Below are 24,313 nucleotides of genomic sequence, written 5' to 3'. Positions count from 1 at the left end.
GGTCGGTAGCGGGGTTCCGGTGGAGCCTGCCCGGGGTGCACGATGCGGGTGATGGTGGCCCCGACCGTGGCGCGGCAGGCGATCGCGCCGGGCAGGAACTGTCCACCCATCATCGCAGCGGGCCGGATGCTGGCGAGGCGTCCCGGGGTGGGGGTGAGGGCTTCGGTGAGAGTCAGTTCTCGCAGCGGCTTGGTGAACATGGGCGGGGGTTCGCCGTCGAGGGCGGTGCGCTCGTCGCTGGGCTCGGCGGGGACGCCCTCGCGCGACTCCGGTTGTGGCGCAGTGTCGCTCGAGCGGTCGGCGCTGTCTGGCGCCGGCGGCTCACTGGGTACGTCGGGCGGCGGTGGCGGTGGGGCTGGTGCCTCGGGTTCACGGAGGGTGTCCGCGCTCGCGATCACGTAGACCACCACGCCCGTCGAGGGCGGGTTCTCACCGGAAGGGCAATCGGAGGTTTCGCACAGGCAGGCCAGGCGNNNATGGCGTCGGCGCGGCGTTGGTCCAGGGTGCGTGGGTCGGTCGGGCAGACGGTGCGGGCGAGGGCGTCGACTCGGGCGTCGAAGGCCTTCGCGTCGTGGGCGAACAGGGTGGCGAATACCGTGGCCATCCCGCCGCCGTCGTCATCCCCGACGTCCACCGACCGGCCTCGGGCCCGGGTCTCGGTGCGGTGCAAGGCCTGCGGGTCGACCTGGGCGACGAACGCGTCCACGGTCTTCTCAAGAGTGGACGTCGACATCGGCTCTCGATTGCTCAGCGCCTCGGCCAACAGTCGGTCGAGCTCGTGCAGGGCCGACGGGTCGACGACAAGGGCACCGCGTTGCACCACGGTCTTCACCAATTGGTAGGTGATCAACCCCTCGGCGAACACCGCGGCCACCAGCGGGAACCGTTCGTGCAGCGCGACGGCGATCAGCAGCTGGTTGGAGGCGGCACCATGGGTAATGCGCAGCGCGGCACCGATGTGGGCGGCGACGGCGTCCCAGGTGTCGGTGCACCACAGGTCTCGCTCATCCGCCCCGTCGGCGGCATGGGCGGTCTCGAACATGGCTGCCATTACCGCCACCTTGCGGGCACATGACGCGGACTCCACTCGCACCCACGCCTCCACCGCACCGGCACCCGAGGTACCGCCTGTAGCGTCCACCAGGCTGTCGAACATAGTTTCGAGTTTAAGACGTCGGTCGACGAAAGTCATTCTGCTGCAAGCGTTCTGTGGATAATCTGCGACCCTGTGGACAACCTCGCCTCGAGCGCCGAATATGTCGGAGTCGAGTGCTAGGTCGTCGCAGCGAGCCGCCATTCGCCGGCGCCAAGCAGTTCGAGCCGGTCGTCATGGTGCTGCTCGACGGTACTGCGGTGGCTGACGCTCACCACGATGCAGTCGGGAAGGCGTTCGCGCAGCCTTCGGTACAACGCGAACTCCTGACCCTCGTCGAGCGCGGAGGTGGACTCGTCGAGAAACACCGCACTCGGAGCGTTGAGCAGCACCCGCGCGAAGGCGACGCGCTGTTGCTCGCCGGGGGACAACACCTTCGACCAGTCGGCGACCTCGTCAAGCCGAAGCCCAAGGTGCCCGAGCGTGACGTCGTCCAGCGCGGAGCGAATCTCGGCGTCTCCCAACGACTCCGACGCCGCGGGATAGCAGACGACGGTTCGCAGGTCGCCCAACGGGGCATAGGGCAGCTGCGGCAGGAACATGGCGCCCGCGGTCGTCGGGTAGCGCACGGTGCCCGACGCGTACGGCCACAGCTCGGCGAGGCTGCGCAACAGGGTGGTCTTGCCGGTCCCCGAGCGGCCCGTGATGACCAGCGAACCACCCGCCGCGAGCCGTACCGCGAGCCCGTCGACCAGGGACTCGCCGGTCGGGGAGAGCACGGCGACGTCGTCGATCTCCACGCCGCCGCCCGCACTGACCCCCACCGCGAGAGTGCCTAGCGCCCTTGCCCTTTCGTTGGCGGAGAGCAGGCCGTCGAGGCGGATGATGGTCGCGCGGTAGCTGGCGAACGAGTCGTACACGGCGCGGAAGAACGACAGCGACGCCTGCACCGAACGGAACGCGCTCGAGGACTGGCTGACGTCACCGAAGGTGATCTGGCCCGCGAACAGACGGGGCGCCTGAACGATGAGCGGCAGCGGGTCGACGATCTGGGACATGGCCTTGTTCCAGCCGAGGAACGCCACCCCGCGCCAGACCAACGCCCGATAGTTGACGATGATCCTGCCGAACCGTTCGGACAGTCCGCGCCGTTCGACCCGCTCACCGCGCGAGAAGCCGACCGCCTCCGCCGCGTCCCGCACCCGAACCAACGCATACCGGAACGCGGCGTTGGTCAGCTCGTTGCGGAAGCTCAACCGGATGATCGGCCGACCGATCCAGAACGAGACCGCCGTCGCCCCCGCCACGAACAGCAGCACGATCCAGAACAGGGCCTTGGGCACCGTCACCCCGAAGAAGGTCAACGGACCGGCCAGGTTCCACAGGATCGGAGTGAACGCGACCACCGACACGATCGAATAGACAGCGCCGAACAACAGGGTGGTCGACGTGCCAACCGTCGGCGTGTTCGTTTCGGGTCCCGTCCCGGTGGTGAACACGTCCACGTCCTGCTGGATGCGCTGGTCGGGATTGTCGACCGGGCCGCCGTCCAAGAATCGGGCCCGGTAGTACGCGCGCCCGTCGAGCCAGTCGCTCGTCAACCGATCGGTGAGCCACACCCGCCACCGAATGATGAAGAACTGCATCAGATAGACGTCCAGCAGGGTCTGTGCCAGGTAGGCGACCACCAAAAGGCCGAAGATCAGGATCGAGAACCAGAAGCCACGGATGCCCGAGTCGCGGACGGCGTCGTCGCCCGCGCTGGCGCCCTCGAACGCGACCTGCAACGCGGAGTACTGATCGTTGCCGTAGTAGCTGAACAGGACGTCCATCCGCACCGAGACCATCACCGACAGCAGCAGGACACCGACCATCGCCCAGACCGGAATGCTTTGACGCCCAACGAAGTACGGGCCGGTGATCCGCCAGTACTGCCGCCCCCAGGTGGTGAAGCGCGCCAGCACCGCCAACACCGCGATCAGCGCCGCGGCGCTGATCACCCACGCCTTGGCCACCCAGATCAGCGACGCGACGACCTCGTTGCCCCAGTCGAGCGACGGAGTGAACATCTCCATGCGGGGAAGCTACTCCGGCACACACTAGAGCTAGACCGGAACGGGCTCGGGCTCCTCGCCGACGTCGGTGAGCTTCCATTCGCCGCCGCCGAGCAGTTTCAGTTCCTTGTCGTGGTGCTGCTCGACGGTCTTGCGGTGGCTCACGCTGACCAGAATCATGTCGGGCAGTTCGCTCCTGACGAGCTGGTACAGCGTCATCTCCAGACCCTCGTCGAGGGCCGACGTCGACTCGTCGAGGAAGACGGCCTTCGGCTTGGTCAGCAGGATGCGTGCGAAGGCAATGCGCTGTTGCTCGCCGGGGGAGAGCACCTTGGCCCAGTCCTGGACCTCGTCGAGCCGGTCGTTGAGATGGGGCAGAGCGACCCGCGTCAGGACCGACTGCAACTCGGAGTCCGGGATCTTGCCTTCTTCACCCGGGTAGGAGACGACGGCCCGCAGATCGCCGAGCGGTACGTACGGCATCTGCGAGAGGAACATCGTCTCGTTGGGGCCACACGGCCGGGTCAGCGTGCCAGAGGTGAAGGGCCACAGTTCGGCCAGGCTGCGCAGCAGCGTGGTCTTGCCGCTGCCCGACTTGCCGGTGATCACCAGGGTGTCGCCGATGTCCAACTGGAGGTCGAGTGGGTTGATGAGCTGCTTGCCGTCGGGGGTGCGAACCTCGATCTTCTCCAGGTGCACGGTGCCGTCCTGGCAGGCCGCGGTCGTGACGGTGGGCAGGTCCCTGCCCTCCTCGTTGGCGACGACCAGACCCTCGAGTCGGATGATCGCGGCACGGTAGCCGGCGAACTGGTCGTAGGCGTTGCGGAAGAACGACAAGCCGTCCTGGATGCTGCCGAACGCCGAGGCCGACTGCGTCATGTCGCCCAGCTGAATCTCGCCGGAGAAGAACCGCGGGAACTGCAGCACGTAGGGCAGCGGCTGGATCACCTGGCTCAGCGAGAGGTTCCACCCGTAGAACCCGATCATCCTGTTGATGTACCGCTTGTAGTTGGCGACGACGGACGCGAAGCGCTGCCGCAGCCCCGTCCGCTCGGCGATCTCACCGCGGTAGAAGGCGACTGCCTCCGAGGCGTCGCGCAACCGCACCAGGGCATAGCGGAACGCCGCGTTGAACTTCTCGTTGTCGAAGGCGAACCAGATGATCGGCTTGCCGATCCAGAAGGCGATCACCGAGGCGAACAGGACGTAGGCCAGCCCGATCCAGAACATCGCCTTCGGGAGGGTGGCGCCGAACAGCGTCAGCGGCCCCGACAGGCTCCAGAGGATCGCGGTGAACGAGATCATCGAGGCGATGGCGTTGATCGCACCGAACAGCAGCGTCGAGCCGGTGGTGATGTTCGGGGTGTTGGGTGTCGGGCCGACGCCGGTGGTGAAGATGTCGATGTCGGTCTGGATGCGCTGATCGGGGTTGTCGATCGTGTCGTCGATGAAGCGGGCGCGGTAGTAGGCCTTGCCGTCGAGCCAGTCGCCGGTGAGGCGGTCGGTCAGCCACGCGCGCCAGCGAAGCACGAAGCGCTGCATCAGGAACAGATCCAGCATGACGCGCGCGACGTAGATGGTCGCCAAGACACAGAAGACCGCGATTGAGAACCAGAAGCCGTGCTTACCGGAGTCCTTGACCGCCTCGTCGCCGCTCGCCAATCCGGCGGCCACCACCTGGAAGCTGGTCGAAAGGTCGTTGCCGTAGTAACTGAGCAGAACCGACAGCCGAACGCCGAGGATGACCGACAACAACAGCCCCGCCAACCAGGCCCAGACCACGACGCTCGAGCGGCCGGTGAAGTACGCGCCGGTGACTCGCCAGAACTGGCGGCCCCACGTGGTGAAGCGGCCGATCAGCGTCAAGATGATCATCGTGGACACTGCGGCAATCGCCCACGCCTTGACGATCCACCACAGGGACGTGAGCCACTCGTTGCTCCAATCCAGCGTCGGAGTCCACAAGTCCATTCCGGTCATCCGGAGAACGTACCTTGGCCGGCTGGTGACAGCAGGTCCCCGGGGTCAACTCGCCGTGGAGACCGGATCGAGTCGCCAGCCGCCCGCGCCGAGCAACGCGAGCTGGCGGTCGTGATGCTGTTCGACGGTGTCTCGGTGGCTGACGCTGACCACGGTCGTGGTGGGCAATTCTTCCCGAAGTAGCAGGTAGAGCATCAATTCCAGGCCTTCGTCCATCGCCGAGGTCGACTCGTCGAGGAACACCACCCGTGGCTCGTTGAGCAGAATTCGGGCGAAGGCGACGCGCTGTTGCTCGCCGACCGACAGCACCTTGGCCCAGTCCTTGATTTCGTTGATGCGAATGACGAGGTGGGGCAACGCCACCTTGACCAGAGCCTGCTGCACGCGGGTGGCGTCGACCTCGCCGGGGGGCCGGGGGTAGGACGCGGCAGTGCACAGGTCACCGAGCGGGATGTACGGGAGCTGCGAGACGAACATGACCTCGCGGTCGTCGACGGGGAACCGGACCCGGCCGGAGGCGTGCGGCCACAGACCCGCGAGGCTCTCGAGCAGGGTGGTCTTGCCGCTGCCCGACGGCCCGGTGACGACCACGCTCTCCCCGGCGTCGAGTCGCACGTCGAGTGCCTTCACCAGAACCCGCCCGTCGGGTGTGCGCACGTCGACGTCCTCCAGCTGCACCGCGCCGTCGGAGGATTGCCCGATCGTCAGCTGCGGAACGATCCGCGTACCGGCGTTGGCGGTGAGCAGACCGTCGAGCCGGATCAGCGCGGCGCGGTAGCTGGCGAACGCGTCGTAGGCGTTCCGGAAGAACGACAGCGCGTCGTGAATGGCGTGGAAGGCCGTCGCCGACTGCATGACGTCACCGAAGGAGATTTGACCCGCGAAGAGTCGTTGGGCCTGGACGATGTACGGCAACGGGTTGATCGCCTGGCTCACCGAGAGGTTGAAGCCGAGGAACAACACCATGCGGTTGAGCCAGTGCCGGTAGTTGACGATCACCGCGTCGAGGCGGGTGGTGAGCTGGCGTCGTTCGGCGCCTTCGCCGCGGTAGAGGCCGACGGCGCTGGCGGCCTCCTTCAGCCGGATCATCGCGTAGCGGAGGCTGGCGTTGCGGAACTCGTTGAGGAAGCTGAGCCGGATCAGCGGTCGGCCGATCCAGAACGCCAGGACCGTGGCCACCAGCACGTAGACGATGACGATCCAGAACAGCGCCCGAGGCAGCGTCACGTCGGCGACGGTCAGCGGACCGGACAGCTGCCACATGATCACGCCGAAGGACGCGACGCTCAGCACCGACTCGACCGCACCGAACAGCAGGGTGCTGCCCGACCCGTGCGACGGGGTGTTGGGTTCCCCCGTTCCGGTGGTGACGACGTCGACGTCCTGCTGGATGCGTTGGTCCGGGTTGTCGATCGGGGTGCTCGTCAGCTGCCCGCGGTAATACGCGTAACCCCCGAGCCAGTCGTCGAGGAGCCGGTGGGTCAACCACACCCGCCACCGAATGGTGAAGCGCTGCAGCAGATACAGGTCGCACAGAGAACGCACGGTCGCGACGGTCGCCAGCACCGCGAAGATCCGCATCGATTGCCAGAACCCGTCGATGCCGCTACTCGTGCGTGAGCCGTCGGGCTGCCCGGTCCCCTCGAATGCCACCTGCAACGACGAGAACAGGTCGTTGGCGTAGTAGCTGAGCAGCACGGCGATCCGAACCGAGAGGATGGCCGACGCCAACAGTCCCGCCAGCATCAGCCACACCGTCACCCGCGATGCCGACGCGGTGAAGTACGGGCCGTTGATTCGCCAGAACTGGCGACCCCACTCGGTGTACCGGCCGAGGAGGACGAGGACCACGGCGAGGCAGACGGCGGTGACACCGAACGTCTTGGCCACCCACAGCGTCGACGCGAGGAATTCGTTGCCCCAGTCGACGGAGGGCCGGAACTCGAGAGAATTCATCGGACTCCTCTGCGGGCGTACGGCGACACCGCTGTGTGCGGGAAGTTACCGCGTACCGTGAACGCGTGCCAAAGATCGCGCCGAAGACGAAAGACCGAAACTCTGGTCGCCTGAGCAACCGATTCTGGAAACTGCTCGGCGCCAGTACGGACAAGAACCAGGCCCAGTCGATGGACCTGGTGCACGCCTCGGCCGAGTTCGACGACAAGGCCGCCGCCCTCGACGACGACAAGCTGAAGCAGGCCGCGAACCTGCTCAACCTCGCCGGCCTCGCCGAGTCGTCGGACATCCCTCAGTTCCTCGCCATCGCCCGCGAGGCCTCCGAGCGCGCGACGACGTTGCGGCCGTTCGACGTTCAGCTGCTCGGCGCGTTGCGCATGCTGGCCGGCGACGTCGTCGAGATGGCCACCGGTGAGGGCAAGACCCTGGCGGGCGCAATCGCGGCAGCCGGCTACGCCATCGCGGGCCGCAGCGTGCACGTCATCTCCGTCAACGACTACCTGGCCCGACGCGACGCCGAGTGGATGGGGCCGCTGCTCGAGGCGATGGGCCTGACCGTCGGCTGGATCACCGCCGAGTCGACCGCCGACGAGCGCCGCGCCGCGTACGGCTGCAACGTCACCTACGCCTCGGTCAACGAGATCGGCTTCGACGTCCTGCGCGACCAGCTGGTGACCGACGTCGCCGACCTGGTCTCGCCCGACCCCGACGTCGCGCTCATCGACGAGGCCGACTCCGTACTCGTCGACGAGGCCCTGGTCCCGCTGGTGCTGGCGGGCACCACCCACCGCGAGCAGCCGCGGCTCGAGATCATCCGAATGGTCGGGGAGTTGGTGTCGGGCAAGGACTATGAGGCCGACGCCGACCGCCGCAACGTGCACCTCACCGACGCAGGCGCCCGCAAGCTCGAGAAGGCGCTCGGTGGCGTCGACATCTACTCCGAGGAGAACGTCAGCACCACGCTGACCGAGATCAACGTCGCCCTGCACGCCCACGTGTTGTTGCAGCGCGACGTGCACTACATCGTCCGCGACGGTCGGGTGCAGCTCATCAACGCCTCCCGCGGCCGCATCGCGCAGCTGCAGCGCTGGCCCGACGGGCTGCAGGCCGCCGTCGAGGCCAAGGAGGGCATCGAGACGACCGAGACCGGTGAGGTGCTCGACACCATCACCGTGCAGGCGCTGATCAACCGCTACCCAAGGGTGTGCGGGATGACCGGTACCGCGCTGGCCGCCGGCGAACAGCTGCGACAGTTCTACAAGCTCGGCGTCTCGCCGATCCCCCCGAACACGCCGAACGTCCGTTCCGACGACGCCGACCGCGTCTACATCACCGCCGCCGCGAAGATCGACGCCGTCATCGACCACATCAAGACGGTTCACGCGACCGGGCAACCGGTGCTCGTCGGCACCCGCGACGTCGCCGAATCCGAGGAACTTCACGAACGGCTCGTCAAGGCGGGCATCCCGGCCGTCGTGCTGAACGCCAAGAACGACGAGGAGGAAGCCCGCGTCATCGCCGAGGCGGGGACGCTGAACTCGGTGACCGTGTCCACCCAAATCGCCGGTCGCGGTACCGACATCCGGCTCGGCGGGTCCGACGAAAGCAGTCACGACGACGTCGCCGAGCTCGGCGGACTGCACGTCATCGGCACGGGTCGGCACCACACCGAGCGCCTCGACAACCAGTTGCGCGGCCGCGCGGGCCGCCAGGGTGATCCCGGCTCGTCGCTGTTCTTCTCCAGCTGGGAGGACGACGTCGTCGTTTCCCACCTCGACCCCGAGAAGCTGCCGTTGGCCACCGACGAGGACGGCCGCATCGTCGGCGACAAGGCGGGCCTACTCCTGGAACACGCCCAGCGCATCGCCGAAGGCAGGCTGCTCGACGTGCACGCCAACACCTGGCGCTACAACCAACTGGTCGCCCAGCAGCGCGCCATTCTGGTGGAACGGCGAAACACGTTGCTGCGCACCGCGACCGCGCGCGAGGAGCTGGCCGAACGCTCGCCCGAACGCTACGAGGAGCTCCTGGCGAAGCTCGACGAGGAGCGGCTGGAGGTCATCAGCCGCAAGATCATGCTTTACCACCTCGACCGCGGGTGGGCCGATCACCAGGCCTACCTGTCCGACATCCGCGAGAGCATCCACCTGCGGGCGCTCGGCAGGCAGAACCCGCTCGACGAATTCCACCGACTAGCAGTCGACGCGTTCGCGTCACTGGCCGCCGACGCCATCGAGGCGGCGCAGCAGACCTTCGAAACCGCCAACGTCGCCGAGGACGAGCAGGGCCTCGATCTGTCGAAACTCGCACGGCCAACCTCGACGTGGACGTACATGATTCACGACAACCCGTTGGCCGAGGACTCCATGTCTGCACTGAGCTTGCCGGGAGTGTTCCGCTAGGTTCATCACATGGAGCCTCCGGAAGATGCCGGCGACCGCATCCTGACCATTCCCAACGCGCTCAGCGTGTTGCGGCTGCTCCTCGTCCCCGTCTTCATCTATCTCCTGCTCGTCGCCGACGCAGGAGCGTGGGCTGTCGCGGTACTGATGTTCAGTGGCTTCTCCGACTGGGCCGACGGCAAGATCGCCCGCCTCTTCGACAACCAGTCCTCACGCCTCGGTGCGCTGCTAGACCCCGCGGTCGACCGCATCTACATGGTCGTCACCCCGGTGGTGATGGCCGTCGACGGCATCGTGCCCTGGTGGTTCGTCGGGACGCTGATTGGGCGCGACGTCGTGCTGGCGCTGACGCTGCCGGTCCTACGCAGCCGCGGGCTGACCGCCCTGACCGTCACCTACATCGGCAAGGCCGCCACGTTCGCGTTGATGTCGGGCTTCCCGCTGGTGCTCCTCGGACAGTGGGACGCCCTCTGGAGCAGGGTCATCCTGGCCATCGGATGGGCCTTCCTCGGGTGGGGGATGGCCATGTACCTGTGGTCGGGGGTGCTGTACCTCGTGCAGACCGCGATGGTGGTCGGGCAAGTGCCCCGCCGAGTTGCCGGGAGTAGTGGCTGACGGCGAGCGCGCGCTCGGCGGCTACAGCCCGGACGCCGGACGCAACGCTCACCTCGCGGGTGCGCCGAAGACGATCCCGGTGCCGTCGCTGCTGCGATCGCTGCTGTCCGACCACCTCGACCCCGGGTACGCCGCCGCAGCCGAGCGTCGCGCGTCGACGGGCGCCACCACCCGGCGCGCGGCGAACGTGGCCTGGCAGATCCTCGCGGGACTGCTGGTGACCGCGGTGTTCGCCGCGGCGGTCGCCCAGGCGACGTCCGTCGCCCCCGCCACCCAGGAGACCAGGCAGGTGCTCGCCACCGGAGTCCGCAACGCCCAACTGGCGACCGATCGGGACACGGCCCGCCGCGACGCGCTCGCCGGTGAGGTCGAATCCGAACGGCGTGCCCGGCTCGCGGGCGACCAGACGGGTCGGCAACTGCTTGCAGACCTCGACGTCGCCGAGTTCGCCGCGGGCGCGACCGCCGTCCACGGACCGGGGTTGAACGTCACCGTCACCGAACCCAGTGCCGCACGCGACCTGACCGACGTGTCCAAACAACGCGTCGCGGGCAGCCCGCAGGTGATCTTGGACCGCGATCTTCAACTCGTCGTCAACTCCCTGTGGGACAGCGGCGCGGAGGCCGTCGCCATCGGGGGAGTCCGCATCGGACCCAACGTGACGATCCGACAGGCGGGCGGCGGCCTTCTGGTCGACAACCAACCCGTCGGCAACCCGTACGAGGTGCGTGCCGTCGGCCCTCCGCACGCCATGCACGACGCGTTCGACCAGAGCCCCGCGCTGCATCGACTGCGGCTCCTCGAGGCGACGTACGGGGTCGCCGTCACCGTCAGCGAAGCCGACGACCTCGCGCTGCCCGCCGGTTCGGTACGAGAGGTCAACTTCGCCAAGCAGATTGGGCCGAAATGATCGGAATAGCCGCACTCGTCGTCGGCATCGTGCTCGGTTTGGTGTTCCACCCCAGCGTGCCCGAGGTGATCCAGCCCTACCTGCCGATCGCGGTCGTCGCCGCGCTCGACGCGGTGTTCGGCGGACTGCGCGCGTACCTCGAGCGCATCTTCGACGCCAAGGTGTTCGTGGTGTCGTTCGTCTTCAACGTGCTCGTCGCCACGCTGATCGTCTTCGTCGGAGATCAGCTCGGGGTGGGCACGCAACTCTCGACCGCGATCATCGTCGTCCTCGGCATCAGAATCTTCGGCAACGCCGCCGCCCTGCGGCGCAGACTGTTCGGTGCGTGAGACGTGACCGAATCGGACCCGGCCCCCGAGCACGGCAGGCACGAACTGCCCGACGACGCACCCCGACCGCATCCGCGCCGCGGGCAGATCGCCTTCGGTGCGCTCGCGGTCGTGCTGTGCCTGCTGCTGGGAGTCGCGATCGTCACCCAGGCCCGGCAGACCGAATCCGGCGACTCGCTGGAAACGGCCCGACCGGCCGACCTCCTGGTCCTGCTCGATTCGCTGCAACAACGCGAAGCCGCGCTCAACACCGAGGTGACCGATCTTCAGCGGACGCTCGAGTCGCTGCGGTCCTCCGGAAGCGACGACCAGGCCGCGATCGAGAACGCCCGCGACCGGCTGGCCGCGCTGTCGATTCTGATCGGGACCGTCGCGGCGACGGGGCCCGGTGTGACGATCGTCGTCGACGACACCGCGCCTGGGGTGTCACCGGAGACGATGCTCGACGTCGTCAACGAGTTGCGGGCGGCCGGTGCGGAGGCCATGCAGATCAGTTCGACGGGCCAGCCGCCGGTCCGTCTCGGCGTCGACTCCTGGGTGGTCGGATCACCCGGTGCGCTCGTCGTCGACGCCACCACGTTGTCCCCGCCCTATTCGGTTCTCGCCATTGGCGATCCGGCCACGTTGTCCGCGGCGATGAACATCCCGGGTGGGGCCGTGGACAGCGTCGAACGCGTCGGCGGCACAATGTCGGTGCAGCAGGCGGACGTGGTCAACGTGACCGCCTTGCGGCAACCGAAACCCCGCCAATACGCTCAGCCAGACAAGTGAGCACACGAGGAGCCCAGTGAGCGAGATTCCGTCCGACCTGTACTACACCGAAGACCACGAGTGGGTGCGTCGGACCGGTGACGACACCGTCCGCGTCGGCATCACCGACTTCGCCCAAGCGGCGCTCGGTGACGTCGTCTTCGTCGAACTGCCCGACGTCGACGCCGAGGTCACCGCGGGCGGCGAGTTCGGCACCGTCGAGTCGACCAAGTCGAACTCGGACTTGTTCGCGCCGATCACCGCCAAAGTGGTTGCCGTCAACGGCGAAGTGGCCGACTCCCCGGAGTTGGTGAACTCCGACCCGTACGGCGCCGGATGGCTCATCGACCTGCAGGTTGATGCCGCAGAGCTGTCGGTGGCCCTCGACGGTCTGCTCGACGCCGACGCCTATGGTGCGACGCTCGACGAATGAGAAATGCGGCCGGTGATCCGGTGGTCGTTGTCACGGCGACCACTGCCGCGCGGTACGGTCGTATCGAGATGCATGACGGCTGGCGTTACGCCGGCGCGTCTGCAAACCATCGCCACAGCAGCCAGTAAGGAGCACCGCGTGACGGACAACGACACCAGTTCGGGAGCGGATCAATCCGAGGGGGAAGTGACGGTCGAGACGACCTCGGTCTTCCGATCGGACTTCCTCAACGAATTGGACGCCCCGCCAGCCACCAGCGGTGAAGGCGCCGTGTCGGGAGTCGAAGGACTTCCCGCCGGCTCGGCACTTCTCGTCGTCAAGCGCGGCCCCAACGCGGGGTCGCGATTCCTGCTCGACCAGGCCAGGACGTCGGCCGGTCGGCACCCAGACAGCGACATCTTCCTCGACGACGTGACGGTGAGTCGCCGGCATGCGGAGTTCCGCCTCGAGAGTGGCGAATTCCAGGTCGTCGACGTCGGCAGCCTCAACGGCACCTACGTCAACCGCGAGCCCGTGGATTCCGCGGTGCTGGCCAATGGCGACGAGGTCCAGATCGGCAAGTTCCGACTGGTTTTCCTCACCGGACCCAAGGGCGACGACGACGGCGGTTCCGGTAGCTGATGACCGCCCCCGACACCCCAGCGCTCGCCGGGATGTCGATCGGAGCGGTCCTGGAATCGCTGCGACCCGACTTTCCGGACGTGACCATCTCCAAGATTCGCTTCCTGGAGGCCGAAGGACTGGTTACGCCACAGCGCTCGGGGTCGGGATACCGCCGTTTCACCGCATACGACTGTGCGCGCCTGCGGTTCATCCTGACCGCGCAGCGGGATCACTACCTGCCGCTCAAGGTGATCAAGGCGCAGCTCGACTCACAGTCTGACGGGGCACTGCCCGAGACTGGATCCAGTTACGGCGTACCGCGACTGGTGCAGGTTTCCAACGATGGCCGAGCTGACCAAAGCGCGTACGACACCGCTGCGGTGGCGCCCGCACAGGTCAGGCTGAGCCGCGAGGATCTGTTGTCGCGGTCGGGCGTCGACGAGGAATTGCTCGGCGCCCTCATCAAGGCAGGCGTCGTGACGTCCGGCCCCGGTGGTTTCTTCGACGAGCACATGGTGGTCACCGCGCAGTGCGCCAAGGCGCTGGCCGACTACGGCGTCGAACCCCGACACCTGCGGGCGTTCCGGTCGGCGGCGGATCGACAGTCGGATTTGATCGCCCAGATCGCCGGCCCCGTGGTCAAGGCGGGCGCCCGAGATCGCGCGGATGATCTCGCGCGGGAGGTCGCCGCGCTGGCCATCACATTGCACACCTCGCTGATCAAGTCCGCCGTGCGCGACGTTCTGGACCGCTGAGGATTAGACTCGGCTCGACGGTTTGACGACCGGCTTTAGGCGCGGAGGGCAGACACAGATGGGCGAGGTTCGAGTGATCGGCATTCGCGTGGAACAGCCTCAGAACCAGCCGGTTCTGCTGCTGCGAGAGTCCAATGGGGACCGGTATCTTCCGATCTGGATCGGTCAGACGGAGGCGCAGGCGATCGCGCTCGAGCAACAGGGGGTCGAGCCGGCCCGCCCGCTCACCCACGACTTGATCCGGGATTTGATTACCGCCCTTGGCCATTCGCTGAAGGAAGTCCGGATCGTCGATTTGCAGGAAGGCACGTTCTACGCCGACCTCATCTTCGACCGCGACATCAAGGTCTCGGCCCGGCCGTCGGATTCGGTGGCGATCGCCATGCGGGCCGGGGTGCCGATCTACGTCGAGGAGGCCGTGTTGGCCGAGGCGGGGCTGTTGATCCCCGACGAGTCCGACGAGGAGACCACCGGCGCCGTTCGCGAAGACGAGGTCGAGAAGTTCAAGGAGTTCCTGGACAGCGTTTCCCCAGACGACTTCAAGGCCACCTGAGGACGCTGCCCGGATCACCGATAGTCACGGATGCGTCTCACGCTCTCGACACGCGGAGCCGGTTTCGTCGATACATGTCACGGGCAGCCATACTTTGAATCACTCCGAGGGGCAGTGAGTGTCGAGCAGGAAGCGTATGCTCGACATACTCGAGAGCTCGGAGCAAACGTGTTGAGTCGTCGTTGATGGCTGCCACGCATGGATCCAGTTCGATCGGCGAGAGGATGGGCAGTGGGCGACACGCCACGTCAGGAGCAGTTGGATCTCACCTCCAGCGGCACACCGGAGCCGGCAGTCTCGGCAGCCCCTAGCGAAGCCGTGCAGGCTGGCTTGTTCCCCGACAACTCCGTCCCGGACGAACTCGTGGGCTATCGGGGGCCGAGCGCCTGCCAGATCGCCGGAATCACCTATCGCCAGCTGGATTATTGGGCCAGGACGTCCCTCGTGGTCCCGTCGATTCGCGGTGCGGCCGGCTCGGGCAGCCAGCGGCTCTACTCGTTCAAGGACATCCTGGTTCTGAAGATCGTCAAAAGGCTTCTGGACACCGGAATCTCGTTGCACAACATTCGGGTCGCGGTCGACCATCTGCGCCAGCGTGGCGTCAAGGACCTCGCCAACATCACCCTGTTCTCCGACGGCACCACCGTCTACGAGTGCACGTCGGCCGAAGAGGTCGTCGACCTGCTCCAAGGCGGCCAGGGCGTGTTCGGCATCGCCGTGTCGGGAGCCATGCGCGAGCTCACCGGAGCCATCGCCGACTTCCCAGGCGAGCGTGCCGACGGCGGGGAGTCCATCCCCAGCCCGGAGGACGAGCTCGCGTCGCGGCGCAAGTCTCGCGACCGCAAGATCGGCTGACCTCTACCCACTCCGGTAGACTTGGCAACGCATCGCCCCTGCGCGGGAGAGTTCCGTGGCCGCCAGCCACGGACGCCGAAGGAGCAACACCTCTCCGTCAACCTCTCAGGCACCAGGACCGCGTGGAGCCACGATGCCTCTGGAAAGTGGTGAGCTCGACTTCACCCGCCCATGGGGAAAGGCCGACCCGGCAGTGATCGGGTACGCCGAATCTCTCAGGCACCCGCGACGGGTCGACGACAGAGGGGGAGGACCGCAAGCGGTTCCACGCTCTGAGAGGTCCTCCCGTGCCCGGTGCTCCAACTCATCCCAGCAACGAACACCACCAGCCCAGGTTCGCCGACAGGCACATCGGGCCGGACGCGGACGCCATCGCGACCATGCTCCAGGTGATCGGTGTCGACACCCTCGGCGAGCTGGCTGAAAAGGCTCTTCCCAGCGGCATTCTCGACGCCCTGACCGCCGACGGATTGTCCCCCGGCCTCGACCAGCTCCCACCGCCTGCCACCGAGGAGCAGTCGCTGGCCGAACTTCGCGCGATGGCCGACGCCAACACCGTCGCGGTGTCGATGATCGGGCAGGGCTACTACGACACGCTGACCCCGGCGGTGTTGAAGCGCAACATCCTCGAGAACCCGGCCTGGTACACGGCCTACACGCCGTATCAGCCGGAGATCAGCCAGGGCAGGCTCGAAGCCCTCCTCAACTTTCAGACGATGGTCGAAGAACTGACCGGTCTCGAGGTGGCCAACGCGTCCATGCTCGACGAGGCGACCGCCGCCGCCGAGGCCATGACGCTGATGCACCGGGCAGTCAAGGGTTCGGCGAACACTCTGCTCGTCGACGTCGACGTCTACGCGCAGACCGCCGCGGTGCTGGCCACCCGGGCAGCCCCGCTTGGCATCCAGATCGTCACGTCCGACCTACGCAACGGACTGCCCGACGGCGACTTCTTCGGCGTCGTGGTCCAGCTGCCCGGTGCCAGCGGACGCGTCACCGACTGGAGCGATCTCGTCGAGCAAGCCCACGAGCGCGGCGCGCTGGTCGCCGTCGGTGCCGACCTGTTGGCGTGCACACTGATCACCCCGCCGGGAGAGATCGGCGCCGACGTCGGCTTCGGCACCACCCAACGTTTCGGTGTCCCAATGGGATTCGGGGGACCGCACGCCGGTTACCTCGCCGTGCACACCAAGCATGCCCGCCAGCTGCCGGGTCGCCTGGTCGGCGTCTCGGTTGACTCGGACGGCTCACCTGCCTACCGCCTCGCGTTGCAGACGCGCGAACAACACATCCGTCGCGACAAGGCCACCAGCAACATCTGTACCGCTCAGGTGCTGCTGGCCGTGATGGCGGCCATGTACGCCAGCTACCACGGTGCCGACGGGCTGAAGGCCATCGCCCACAAGGTGCACGGCAATGCGCTCGCGGTCGCCACCGCCCTCGCCGAGGCCGACGTCGAGGTGGTGCACGATGCCTTCTTCGACACCGTGCTGGCCCGCGTCCCAGGCCGCGCCGAGGAGATCCGCGCGGCAGCGAAGGCGCGCGGCGTCAACGTCTGGCTGGTCGACGCGGACCACGTCTCCGTCGCCTGCGACGAGGCCACCACCGCGACCCACGTCGAAGAGGTCCTCTCCGCCTTCGGTGCCACCAAGGGCGGACACCACTGGGCTGGTCCCGAGATCGCCACGCGCACATCGGCGTTCCTGACCCACCCGGCCTTCACCCGCTACCGCACCGAGACCGACATGATGCGCTACCTGCGGTCCCTGGCGGACAAGGACATCGCGCTCGACCGCAGCATGATCCCGCTGGGTTCGTGCACCATGAAGCTCAACGCCGCCGCCGAGATGGAGCCCATCACCTGGCCGGAGTTCGCTCGGCAGCACCCGTTCGCACCGGCGTCGGACACGCCGGGTCTGCGCAAGCTGATCGCCGACCTGGAGGGCTGGCTGACCCAGCTCACCGGCTACGACTCCGTGTCGCTGCAACCCAATGCGGGTTCGCAGGGGGAGTACGCCGGTCTGCTCGCGATTCAGGCCTATCACCTCAGTCGCGGTGACGCTCAGCGAAACATCTGCCTGATCCCGTCGAGCGCACACGGCACCAACGCGGCGTCGGCCGCGCTGGCCGGGATGCGCGTCGTGGTGGTCAAGTGCCGCGAGAACGGTGACGTCGACCTCGACGACCTGCGGGCCAAGATCACCGAACACAGTGACGCCGTGGCGGCCCTGATGATCACCTACCCGTCGACGCATGGCGTCTTCGAGCACGACGTCGAGGAGATCTGCGCGGCCGTGCACGACGTCGGCGGCCAGGTCTACGTCGACGGCGCGAACCTGAACGCTCTCGTCGGCCTGGCCCGGCCCGGCCGGTTCGGCGGCGACGTCAGCCACCTCAACCTGCACAAGACGTTCTGCATCCCGCACGGTGGCGGCGGTCCCGGCGTCGGACCGGTCGCGGTGCGCAGCCACCTGGCGCCGTTCCTTCCCGGTCACCCGCTGGCCGACGAGCTCACCGACACCTACACCGTGTCGGCGGCACCGTACGGGTCGGCGTCGATCCTGCCGATCACGTGGGCCTACATCCGCATGATGGGTGCACCCGGACTGCGGGCGGCGACGCTCACGGCGATCGCGTCGGCCAACTACGTCGCCCGCCGGTTGGACGAGTACTACCCCGTGCTCTACACCGGCGAGAACGGCATGGTCGCCCACGAGTGCATTCTCGACTTGCGCGGCATCACCAAGTCGACCGGCGTGACCGTCGACGACGTGGCAAAGCGCTTGGCGGACTACGGCTTCCATGCGCCGACGATGAGCTTCCCGGTCACGGGAACGTTGATGGTCGAGCCCACCGAGAGCGAGAGCCTCGCCGAGGTCGACGCCTTCTGTGAGGCGATGATCTCGATCCGTGCCGAGATCGACCAGGTCGGGTCGGGCGCGTGGCCCGCGGACGACAACCCCCTGCGGGGTGCCCCCCACACGGCCGAGTGCCTCCTGGTGGAGAACTGGGAGCACCCGTACACCAGGGAGCAGGCCGCGTACCCGATGGGCAAGGGCTTCCGGCCCAAGGTGTGGCCGCCGGTGCGTCGCGTCGACAGCGCCTACGGCGACCGCAACCTGGTCTGCTCGTGCCCGCCGGTGGAGGCCTTCGCCTGAGCTAGTACCCCGCGACCAGACACAAAGGGCCCTCAATCTCAGAGATTGAGGGCCCTTTGTGTCTGCTCGCGGACGGTTGAGGGGGGTTAGCCGAGGGCCGTGGTCAGTGCCGCGGTGAGCTCGGGACCCGCCGAACTGTTCAGGTTCTGGTAGTCCCCGCCGGTCGCCTGCGCGACGGCTTCCCAGGTTCCCCGGTCTGGATCGGCGCCGAAGTCGACGACGTTGACCGCGACGGGCCGTGCCTGGTTGAAGTTCTGCTTGATGAAGTCCTGCAGACCCGCGCCGTCGAGCGACTGATCGGTGTGCGGTCCCGCCGTGATGACGAGCACCGAATTGGGCTGGCCCTCACGGAAGTTGGCGACCGCCTCGGGATACAGCAGGCGCAGCGTGGTGAAGGACACCGCACCCCCGTTGCTTGGCGCCTGACCGTTGAGATTGGTGGTCAGCACCTGCGAGCGCGGCGTGCCGCCGACCTGCTCGTCGAGTGGTCCCATCGGCACCTCGGAGCGTCCCGCCACGCCATCGAAGGTCCACAACCCGACCGCCGAATTCGACGGCAGGGACTGCAGTCGAGCGGTGAGCGCAGCGGTGACGTTGGCCAGCCGGGACTTGCCGCCCTCGTCCGCGGACATCGACTGGTCGAGGAGCACGGTGACCGCTGGGTCCTGCACCGGTGCGCTGACCAGGTTGGCCAACGTGGCCCGCACCCCGCCATCGCCGATCGACAGTGGGGCGGGCAGCGAGGCGAAGTCGACGACGTCGCTTTGCGGCGGCGTGGTGCCGTCGGCTCGGAAGCCGGCCTCGGCGAGGCTCGCGAGCGCTTCCGGCTTGCGCAGGAATCGGGCGAACTCGCTTGCGGCGCTGACCTGTTCCTGGCTCAGCCAGGTGCCGGCCAGCAACACGGTGGGATAGTCGGCCACCGCGGTCGGCCCGGACGGCAGCCAGGCGGCGAGCTTGTCCTTGGCGTCCTGCTGCGAACCCCGTTGGAAGATCTGCTGCTCGGTGGCGACCACGGCGTGCACGTCGGCCGCGGCCGGATCCGACGCCTCGAGCATCGCATCCATCGCCGTCGACGACTTGTCGTCGGCGAGTTTCGGCTGAGCGGCCCGCAACGTCGCGATGGCGTTCGCCCCCGACGTCGGCGGCTGCCCCTGCGGAGCCGCCGCGGAGGCGACGGACTCGGCGGCCAGATAGGTGGCATCGCTGTCACCCGTCATCGGCAACGCCAACTTGAGCGATCCCCACCCGGACAGGTTCATCCCGTCCAGCGACGTGGCGTTGCTCTGCAGGCCGGGCAATGCGCCCCAATTGCGTTGTCCCAACGCGGTCTTCAACTGAGGCCGCATGGCCAGCATTACCGGTGAGGTCACCAGCGAGCGGCTGTCGCTGACGGTCTTCTCGCCGGTCGACGCCTCGAGGCGGGCCTCGGAGATCGAGCTGCCGGGAATCCACAGCGCGGGCTGCTCGCCCAGATCGCTTGGCCACGGGCCGGCGAACCCGTTGATCACCTGGTCTGATTCAGCGGCCTTGACCCCGACCTTGACGCACTTGTCGCCGACGGGTGCCGCGGACTGGCTGTACTTCTCGGCCAGCGGCGTGATCTGGTCGGCGATCGAGGGGTCGACCACCACGGCGACGGCGACCTCGCCGGCCACACATCGCGCGGCGCCGGCCTGCGAGCGTTCCGAAAGGGCGTCGCCGAAGAACCGCCAGGCGATGACGGCGCCGACCACCACGACGACGGTCACCAGTGCGACGATCACCGAGACGCTGATGCCGCGCCGCTTCGGGGTGATGGCCCGGTGGCTGCCGGTCCACTCGCTGCTCTCCCAATCGCGACGATTGGGCCCCGCGGGCGTTGCCGCGAACGCGGTGGTGGCGGCCTCCTGCTCCTCGAGAGTGGAGTAGTCGCCTTCGCGCGGGTCGGCCGGTTCGCCGTACCGCGGCTGGTCGTAGCCGCCCGCCTCGTAACCGCCGTCGTCGTAACCGGTTGTGTCGTATCCAGTTTCGTACTCGTCGGCCGGATGGTCACCGGTCGGACGGTCGTCGGTGTGGTAGTCGTCGGTCGTGTAGTCGTCGGCGTATTCGTCCGCGTACGGCGAATCCGGCTGGTCGTCGCCGGCGCCCTGTCCCGCCTCCGAGGAATCCTCTGGGTCGGGAATGCTGTGCCTGCCCATTCCTAACCCCTGTACTCGTTGAGTCTCGTGGTCACCTGAACCCGCCGAAGTCTAGTCACTGGTTGGCGTGGCGAGCCTTGAACTCCCGGCGGCGGCGATGCAGGATCGGCTCGGTGTAGCCGTTGGGCTGCGCGGCGCCGGAGAGAATCAGCTCCTGGGCCGCCTCGAAGGCGATGCTGGCCTCGGGGTCGGGCGCCATCGGCAGATACGAGGAGTCATTGGCGTTCTGCTCGTCGACCACGACGGCCATCCGTCGCAGGCTGGCCTTGACGTCCTCCTCGGTGATCACGCCGTGGCGCAACCAGTTGGCCAGCAGCTGGCTGGAGATCCGCAGGGTGGCGCGGTCCTCCATCAGTGCGACGTCGTGGATGTCGGGCACCTTGGAGCAGCCGACGCCCGCGTCGACCCACCGCACCACGTAGCCGAGGATCGACTGGCAATTGTTGTCGACCTCCTCGCGGATTTCCTCGGGGGCCCACGCCAGTTCCTTGGACAGCGGGATGGTCAACAGCTCGTCGAGCGTGGTGCGCCTCTTGCCTGCGAGTTCCTCTTGCACCTCGAAGACGTCCACCTGGTGGTAGTGCATGGCGTGCAGGGTCGCTCCGGTCGGCGACGGCACCCACGCGGTGGTGGCGCCGGCCTTCGGTTGGCCGATCTTCTGCTCGACCATGTCGGCCATCAACTCGGTCATGGCCCACATGCCCTTGCCGATCTGGGCCTTGCCGGACAGCCCCGCGGCCAAACCGACGTCGACGTTCTGGTCCTCGTATGCCTTGATCCAGGGCTGGCTCTTCATTGCGCCCTTGCGGATCATCGGGCCGGCTTCCATCGAGGTGTGGATCTCGTCGCCGGTGCGGTCGAGGAAGCCGGTGTTGATGAACACCACCCGGTCGGCCGCGGCCTTGATGCAGGCCTTCAGGTTGAGCGTGGTGCGCCGCTCCTCGTCCATGATGCCGACCTTCATGGTGGCCTGCGGCAGGCCGAGCACGTCCTCGACGCGGCTGAACAGTTCGCAGGTGAACGCGACCTCGTCGGGGCCGTGCATCTTGGGCTTCACGATGTAGATCGAGCCGGTGCGGCTGTTGAGGAGCGGTCCGTTGTTCTCTTCGGCCTTGAGGCCATGCACGGCGATCAGGCCAGTGAACAGCGCGTCCTGGATGCCCTCGGGGACCTCGGTGCCGTCCTCGAAGACGATGGCGTCGTTCGTCATCAGGTGTCCGACGTTGCGGACGAACAACAGGCTGCGGCCGGGGAGCGTCAGCTCGGACTGGCCGTCGGGAGCGGTGAAGGTGCGGTCCTCGCTGAGCACTCTGGTGAAGGACTTGCCGCCCTTGCTGACCTCTTCGGTCAGGTCGCCACGGTTGAGCCCCAGCCAGTTGCGGTAACCGAGCACCTTGTCGTCGGCGTCGACCGCGGCGACGGAGTCTTCGAAGTCCATGATCGTGGTGACGGCCGACTCCAGCACGACGTCCTTGACGCCCGCCTTGTCGGTCGACCCGACGGGGGAGTCGGGGTCGATCAGGATCTCGATGTGCAAACCGTGGTGGACCAGGAGGATCGACCACTGGGGCGAGCCGAGTTCGCCGGTGTAGCCGGCGAACTCGTCGGGATTGGCGAGGCCGACCGCAAGGTCGTCGCCGACGGTGACGAGCAACTGGCCGTCGTCGATCGTGAACCCGGTGGCGTCTGCCCACGACCCCGACGCCAGGGGCACCGAGTCGTCGAGGAACGTGCGGGCGTAGGCGATGACCTTGTCGCCGCGCACCTGGTTGTAACCGCCGCTGCCCTTCTCGGCGCCGTCGGCCTCGGGGATGACGTCGGTGCCGTAGAGCGCGTCGTACAGCGAGCCCCACCGCGCGTTGGACGCGTTCAGCGCGAACCGGGCGTTGAGAATGGGCACGACCAACTGTGGGCCTGCGGTGCTGGTGATCTCGTCGTCGACGCCGGAGGTGGTGATCGTGAAGTCTTCGGGTTCTGGCTGCAGGTAGCCGATCTCGGTGAGGAACGCCTGGTACTCGGCGGCGTCGAACGGTCCGATGACGCGCTGGCGGTGCCACTTGTCGATCTGCGCCTGCAGTTCGTCACGGCGCGCGAGCAGGTCCTGGTTGACGGGGGCCAGATCGGCGACGACCTTGTCAACGCCCGCCCAGAAGCTGTCGGGGTCTACACCGGTGCCCGGCAGCGCCTCATTGGTGATGAAGTCGTGCAGCACCCGTGCCACTCGCAAGTTTCCGACGGTCACGCGGTCAGTCATGATTTCCTCTCTCAAGCGTCGAACCAGCTTACCCGTGGCCAACGGCTGGTTCTTTGGCCCGTCGTGCCGCGTCACGACGGGGGCGCACCTCCCGGCAACGCGACGACAGGCACCCCTGGCGTTCCCAGCTGCCCGGCGAGCCACGGCAAGGCGGTGTCGAAGACCTTGGCAGCAGAGGCGAAGTCGTGGCCACCGCCGACGGGGACCACCGAACATGGAATGCCGCTGCTGCTGGCCACCGAACAGAGGAACACCGCGACGGCTGCGTGGTCCGCCGGATCCACGTCGTCGGGATTCGGATCAATCGGTGGGTCCGCGGTGGCCGGGTAGTAGACCGTGGGGCCGGCGGTCGACGTGGCGAACCAGCCGGTCAGCCCGGTATACGGGCCGTGAGCCGTCATCACCGGTGCGGGATCGAAGGCGGCGAACGCCGTTGCATCGCCGCCGAAGAGGCGGGCGACGGTCTGCTGCTTGGAGCCCGCGTCGGGCCGCAGTCCTCCGTCGACGTCGACGAAGGCGGAGAAGAGGTCGGGGTGCATCACCGCGGTCATCAGCGCGCAGGTGCCGCCGGAGGACCACCCCACGATGCCCCAGTGTGACGCGGCGGGGCTGACGCCGAAGTGCGAGATGACGTAGGGCACGACGTCTTTGGTGAGGTGGTCGGCGGCGTTGCCTCGTACGCCGTCGACGCATTCGGTGTCGTTGCTGAAGCGTCCACTGGTGTCTGCGAAGACCAGTACCGGGGCATTGCCGCCGTGCGTGGTCGCGAAGTCGTCGGCAATGTGTTGAGCGCCACCGGCGGTCGGCCAGTCCGCGGGGTGACCGAACTCACCACCGGCCATTATGACGGCGGGCAGGTCTGATGCCGAATCGCCGGTGAACCAGGCGGGTGGCAGGTACACCAGCTCGTCGCGATGCTCGAATCCCGACGCGTCGTCGCCGATCGTCACCGACACCAGGACACCGCGGGTGGGTCGGACATGTTGCCGGCGAAGGTCCATCGCGCCTGCCTCGTCGGTCTGATTCGGCAGCGATGCGCCGGTGGCCCGGTCCCACGCCGAGTTCAGCGTCGGCAGGTAGCCGGTCCAGGCGTCGAGCCCAAGCGCAACGCACGACGCGCACAGTGCGATGGCCAGCAGGGACGTGACCCGTCGCGACCAGCGGGTTCCGTGCCACCCGGTCACCGCGACCGTCGCCGCCGCCGCGGTTAGACCTATCCACCACCAGAGCGATGCCGGCGCGGGATCGTCGGCCAGTGCCAGATAGCCGACCAGCCAGTAGGCCCCGCCGGCCAGTGCGGCACCCATGGCGACCGACAGCGGGAGCCACTTCAGCCGCCACGCCCGCGACCGTCGGCCGATCGCCACGCCGAGCACGATCGCGGCGACGACCTCGACGGCAATCGGAAGCCAGCCACCAGTCAAGGAGAGATCCAC

18 protein-coding genes, 1 pseudogene and 1 riboswitch are annotated in these 24,313 nt (G+C 67.5%); of the genes and pseudogenes, 11 read left to right on the top strand and 8 right to left on the bottom strand.

Annotation, left to right across the window (positions count from 1 at the left end; all coding sequences use genetic code 11):
• The 5 genes and pseudogenes from B1790_RS05355 to B1790_RS05335 form a co-directional block, all read right to left on the bottom strand.
• Nucleotides 1-398 (bottom strand): annotated as a pseudogene (locus B1790_RS05355) (hypothetical protein); the annotation flags it as partial.
• Nucleotides 395-1,156 (bottom strand): DUF222 domain-containing protein, encoded by a 762-nt coding sequence (locus tag B1790_RS05350; RefSeq protein ID WP_158083755.1) that lies wholly within the window; start codon nucleotides 1,154-1,156, stop codon nucleotides 395-397. The gene B1790_RS05350 and the pseudogene B1790_RS05355, both read right to left, overlap by 4 nt.
• Nucleotides 1,157-1,272: 116 nt before the next feature.
• Entirely contained in the window at nucleotides 1,273-3,168 is a 1,896-nt protein-coding gene (locus B1790_RS05345) for an ABC transporter ATP-binding protein/permease (RefSeq protein WP_079922155.1), read from the bottom strand.
• 30 nt (nucleotides 3,169-3,198) lie between these two features.
• A complete protein-coding gene (locus B1790_RS05340) occupies nucleotides 3,199-5,118 on the bottom strand; it encodes an ABC transporter ATP-binding protein/permease (protein ID WP_079922184.1) in 1,920 nt (639 codons plus the stop codon).
• Between the two features lie 54 nt (nucleotides 5,119-5,172).
• Nucleotides 5,173-7,083, bottom strand: coding sequence for an ABC transporter ATP-binding protein/permease (locus B1790_RS05335; RefSeq protein WP_079922154.1), 1,911 nt, complete (start codon nucleotides 7,081-7,083; stop codon nucleotides 5,173-5,175).
• 74 nt (nucleotides 7,084-7,157) lie between these two features.
• Here B1790_RS05335 and secA2 point away from each other — a divergent pair, with 74 nt between their 5' ends.
• From secA2 to gcvP, 11 genes are all read left to right on the top strand, one after another.
• The gene (gene secA2, locus B1790_RS05330) at nucleotides 7,158-9,485 is read left to right on the top strand and encodes an accessory Sec system translocase SecA2 (protein WP_079922183.1); all 2,328 of its coding nucleotides are present in this window, start codon (nucleotides 7,158-7,160) and stop codon (nucleotides 9,483-9,485) included.
• Between the two features lie 9 nt (nucleotides 9,486-9,494).
• A complete protein-coding gene (locus B1790_RS05325) occupies nucleotides 9,495-10,100 on the top strand; it encodes a CDP-alcohol phosphatidyltransferase family protein (RefSeq protein WP_079922153.1) in 606 nt (201 codons plus the stop codon).
• Nucleotides 10,093-11,010 (top strand): DUF881 domain-containing protein, encoded by a 918-nt coding sequence (locus B1790_RS05320; protein WP_079922152.1) that lies wholly within the window; start codon nucleotides 10,093-10,095, stop codon nucleotides 11,008-11,010. Before B1790_RS05325 ends, B1790_RS05320 begins: the two co-directional genes overlap by 8 nt.
• Entirely contained in the window at nucleotides 11,007-11,339 is a 333-nt protein-coding gene (locus B1790_RS05315) for a small basic family protein (RefSeq protein WP_056546547.1), read from the top strand. The genes B1790_RS05320 and B1790_RS05315 overlap by 4 nt, the downstream gene beginning before the upstream one ends.
• A gap of 3 nt (nucleotides 11,340-11,342) precedes the next feature.
• Nucleotides 11,343-12,110: a DUF881 domain-containing protein gene (locus B1790_RS05310; protein WP_079922151.1), complete on the top strand. Its 768-nt coding sequence runs from the start codon at nucleotides 11,343-11,345 to the stop codon at nucleotides 12,108-12,110.
• A gap of 16 nt (nucleotides 12,111-12,126) precedes the next feature.
• Entirely contained in the window at nucleotides 12,127-12,522 is a 396-nt protein-coding gene (gene gcvH, locus B1790_RS05305) for a glycine cleavage system protein GcvH (RefSeq protein WP_079922150.1), read from the top strand.
• A 138-nt stretch (nucleotides 12,523-12,660) separates the two neighbouring features.
• A complete protein-coding gene (gene garA / locus B1790_RS05300) occupies nucleotides 12,661-13,143 on the top strand; it encodes a glycogen accumulation regulator GarA (RefSeq protein WP_056546555.1) in 483 nt (160 codons plus the stop codon).
• Complete coding sequence (locus B1790_RS05295; protein WP_079922149.1) at nucleotides 13,143-13,880, top strand: MerR family transcriptional regulator; 738 nt, start codon at nucleotides 13,143-13,145, stop codon at nucleotides 13,878-13,880. The genes garA and B1790_RS05295 overlap by 1 nt, the downstream gene beginning before the upstream one ends.
• A gap of 58 nt (nucleotides 13,881-13,938) precedes the next feature.
• The gene (locus tag B1790_RS05290) at nucleotides 13,939-14,433 is read left to right on the top strand and encodes a bifunctional nuclease family protein (RefSeq protein WP_056546561.1); all 495 of its coding nucleotides are present in this window, start codon (nucleotides 13,939-13,941) and stop codon (nucleotides 14,431-14,433) included.
• 231 nt (nucleotides 14,434-14,664) lie between these two features.
• Nucleotides 14,665-15,288, top strand: a complete 624-nt coding sequence (locus B1790_RS05285) for a MerR family transcriptional regulator (protein WP_079922148.1) — start codon at nucleotides 14,665-14,667, stop codon at nucleotides 15,286-15,288.
• Nucleotides 15,289-15,321: 33 nt separating this feature from the next.
• A riboswitch (glycine riboswitch) is annotated at nucleotides 15,322-15,419 on the top strand.
• A 156-nt stretch (nucleotides 15,420-15,575) separates the two neighbouring features.
• Nucleotides 15,576-18,446 (top strand): aminomethyl-transferring glycine dehydrogenase, encoded by a 2,871-nt coding sequence (gene gcvP / locus B1790_RS05280; RefSeq protein ID WP_079922147.1) that lies wholly within the window; start codon nucleotides 15,576-15,578, stop codon nucleotides 18,444-18,446.
• 86 nt (nucleotides 18,447-18,532) lie between these two features.
• On the opposite strand, the gene B1790_RS05275 is transcribed toward gcvP, so the two are convergent.
• From B1790_RS05275 to B1790_RS05265, 3 genes are all read right to left on the bottom strand, one after another.
• Complete coding sequence (locus B1790_RS05275) at nucleotides 18,533-20,623, bottom strand: substrate-binding domain-containing protein (RefSeq protein WP_079922146.1); 2,091 nt, start codon at nucleotides 20,621-20,623, stop codon at nucleotides 18,533-18,535.
• A gap of 55 nt (nucleotides 20,624-20,678) precedes the next feature.
• Entirely contained in the window at nucleotides 20,679-22,877 is a 2,199-nt protein-coding gene (locus B1790_RS05270; protein ID WP_079922145.1) for a malate synthase G, read from the bottom strand.
• 71 nt (nucleotides 22,878-22,948) lie between these two features.
• Nucleotides 22,949-24,313, bottom strand: coding sequence for an alpha/beta hydrolase family protein (locus B1790_RS05265; RefSeq protein ID WP_079922144.1), 1,365 nt, complete (start codon nucleotides 24,311-24,313; stop codon nucleotides 22,949-22,951).

It is taken from the genome of Mycobacterium sp. AT1, assembly GCF_002043095.1.
GTDB lineage: Bacteria > Actinomycetota > Actinomycetes > Mycobacteriales > Mycobacteriaceae > Mycobacterium.
The sequence above is the reverse complement of the archived record's forward strand: the minus strand, read 5'-3'. Positions and strand labels throughout refer to the sequence as shown.

What these genes read in the sequence shown, in the direction of transcription:
- B1790_RS05345 (WP_079922155.1), bottom strand. Translation starts at nt 3,168, where the DNA reads ATGGAGATGTTCACTCCGTCGCTCGACTGGGGCAACGAGGTCGTCGCG.
- B1790_RS05340 (WP_079922184.1), bottom strand. Translation starts at nt 5,118, where the DNA reads ATGGACTTGTGGACTCCGACGCTGGATTGGAGCAACGAGTGGCTCACG.
- B1790_RS05335 (WP_079922154.1), bottom strand. Translation starts at nt 7,083, where the DNA reads ATGAATTCTCTCGAGTTCCGGCCCTCCGTCGACTGGGGCAACGAATTC.
- B1790_RS05325 (WP_079922153.1), top strand. Translation starts at nt 9,495, where the DNA reads ATGGAGCCTCCGGAAGATGCCGGCGACCGCATCCTGACCATTCCCAAC.
- B1790_RS05315 (WP_056546547.1), top strand. Translation starts at nt 11,007, where the DNA reads ATGATCGGAATAGCCGCACTCGTCGTCGGCATCGTGCTCGGTTTGGTG.
- B1790_RS05295 (WP_079922149.1), top strand. Translation starts at nt 13,143, where the DNA reads ATGACCGCCCCCGACACCCCAGCGCTCGCCGGGATGTCGATCGGAGCG.
- B1790_RS05290 (WP_056546561.1), top strand. Translation starts at nt 13,939, where the DNA reads ATGGGCGAGGTTCGAGTGATCGGCATTCGCGTGGAACAGCCTCAGAAC.
- B1790_RS05275 (WP_079922146.1), bottom strand. Translation starts at nt 20,623, where the DNA reads ATGGGCAGGCACAGCATTCCCGACCCAGAGGATTCCTCGGAGGCGGGA.
- B1790_RS05270 (WP_079922145.1), bottom strand. Translation starts at nt 22,877, where the DNA reads ATGACTGACCGCGTGACCGTCGGAAACTTGCGAGTGGCACGGGTGCTG.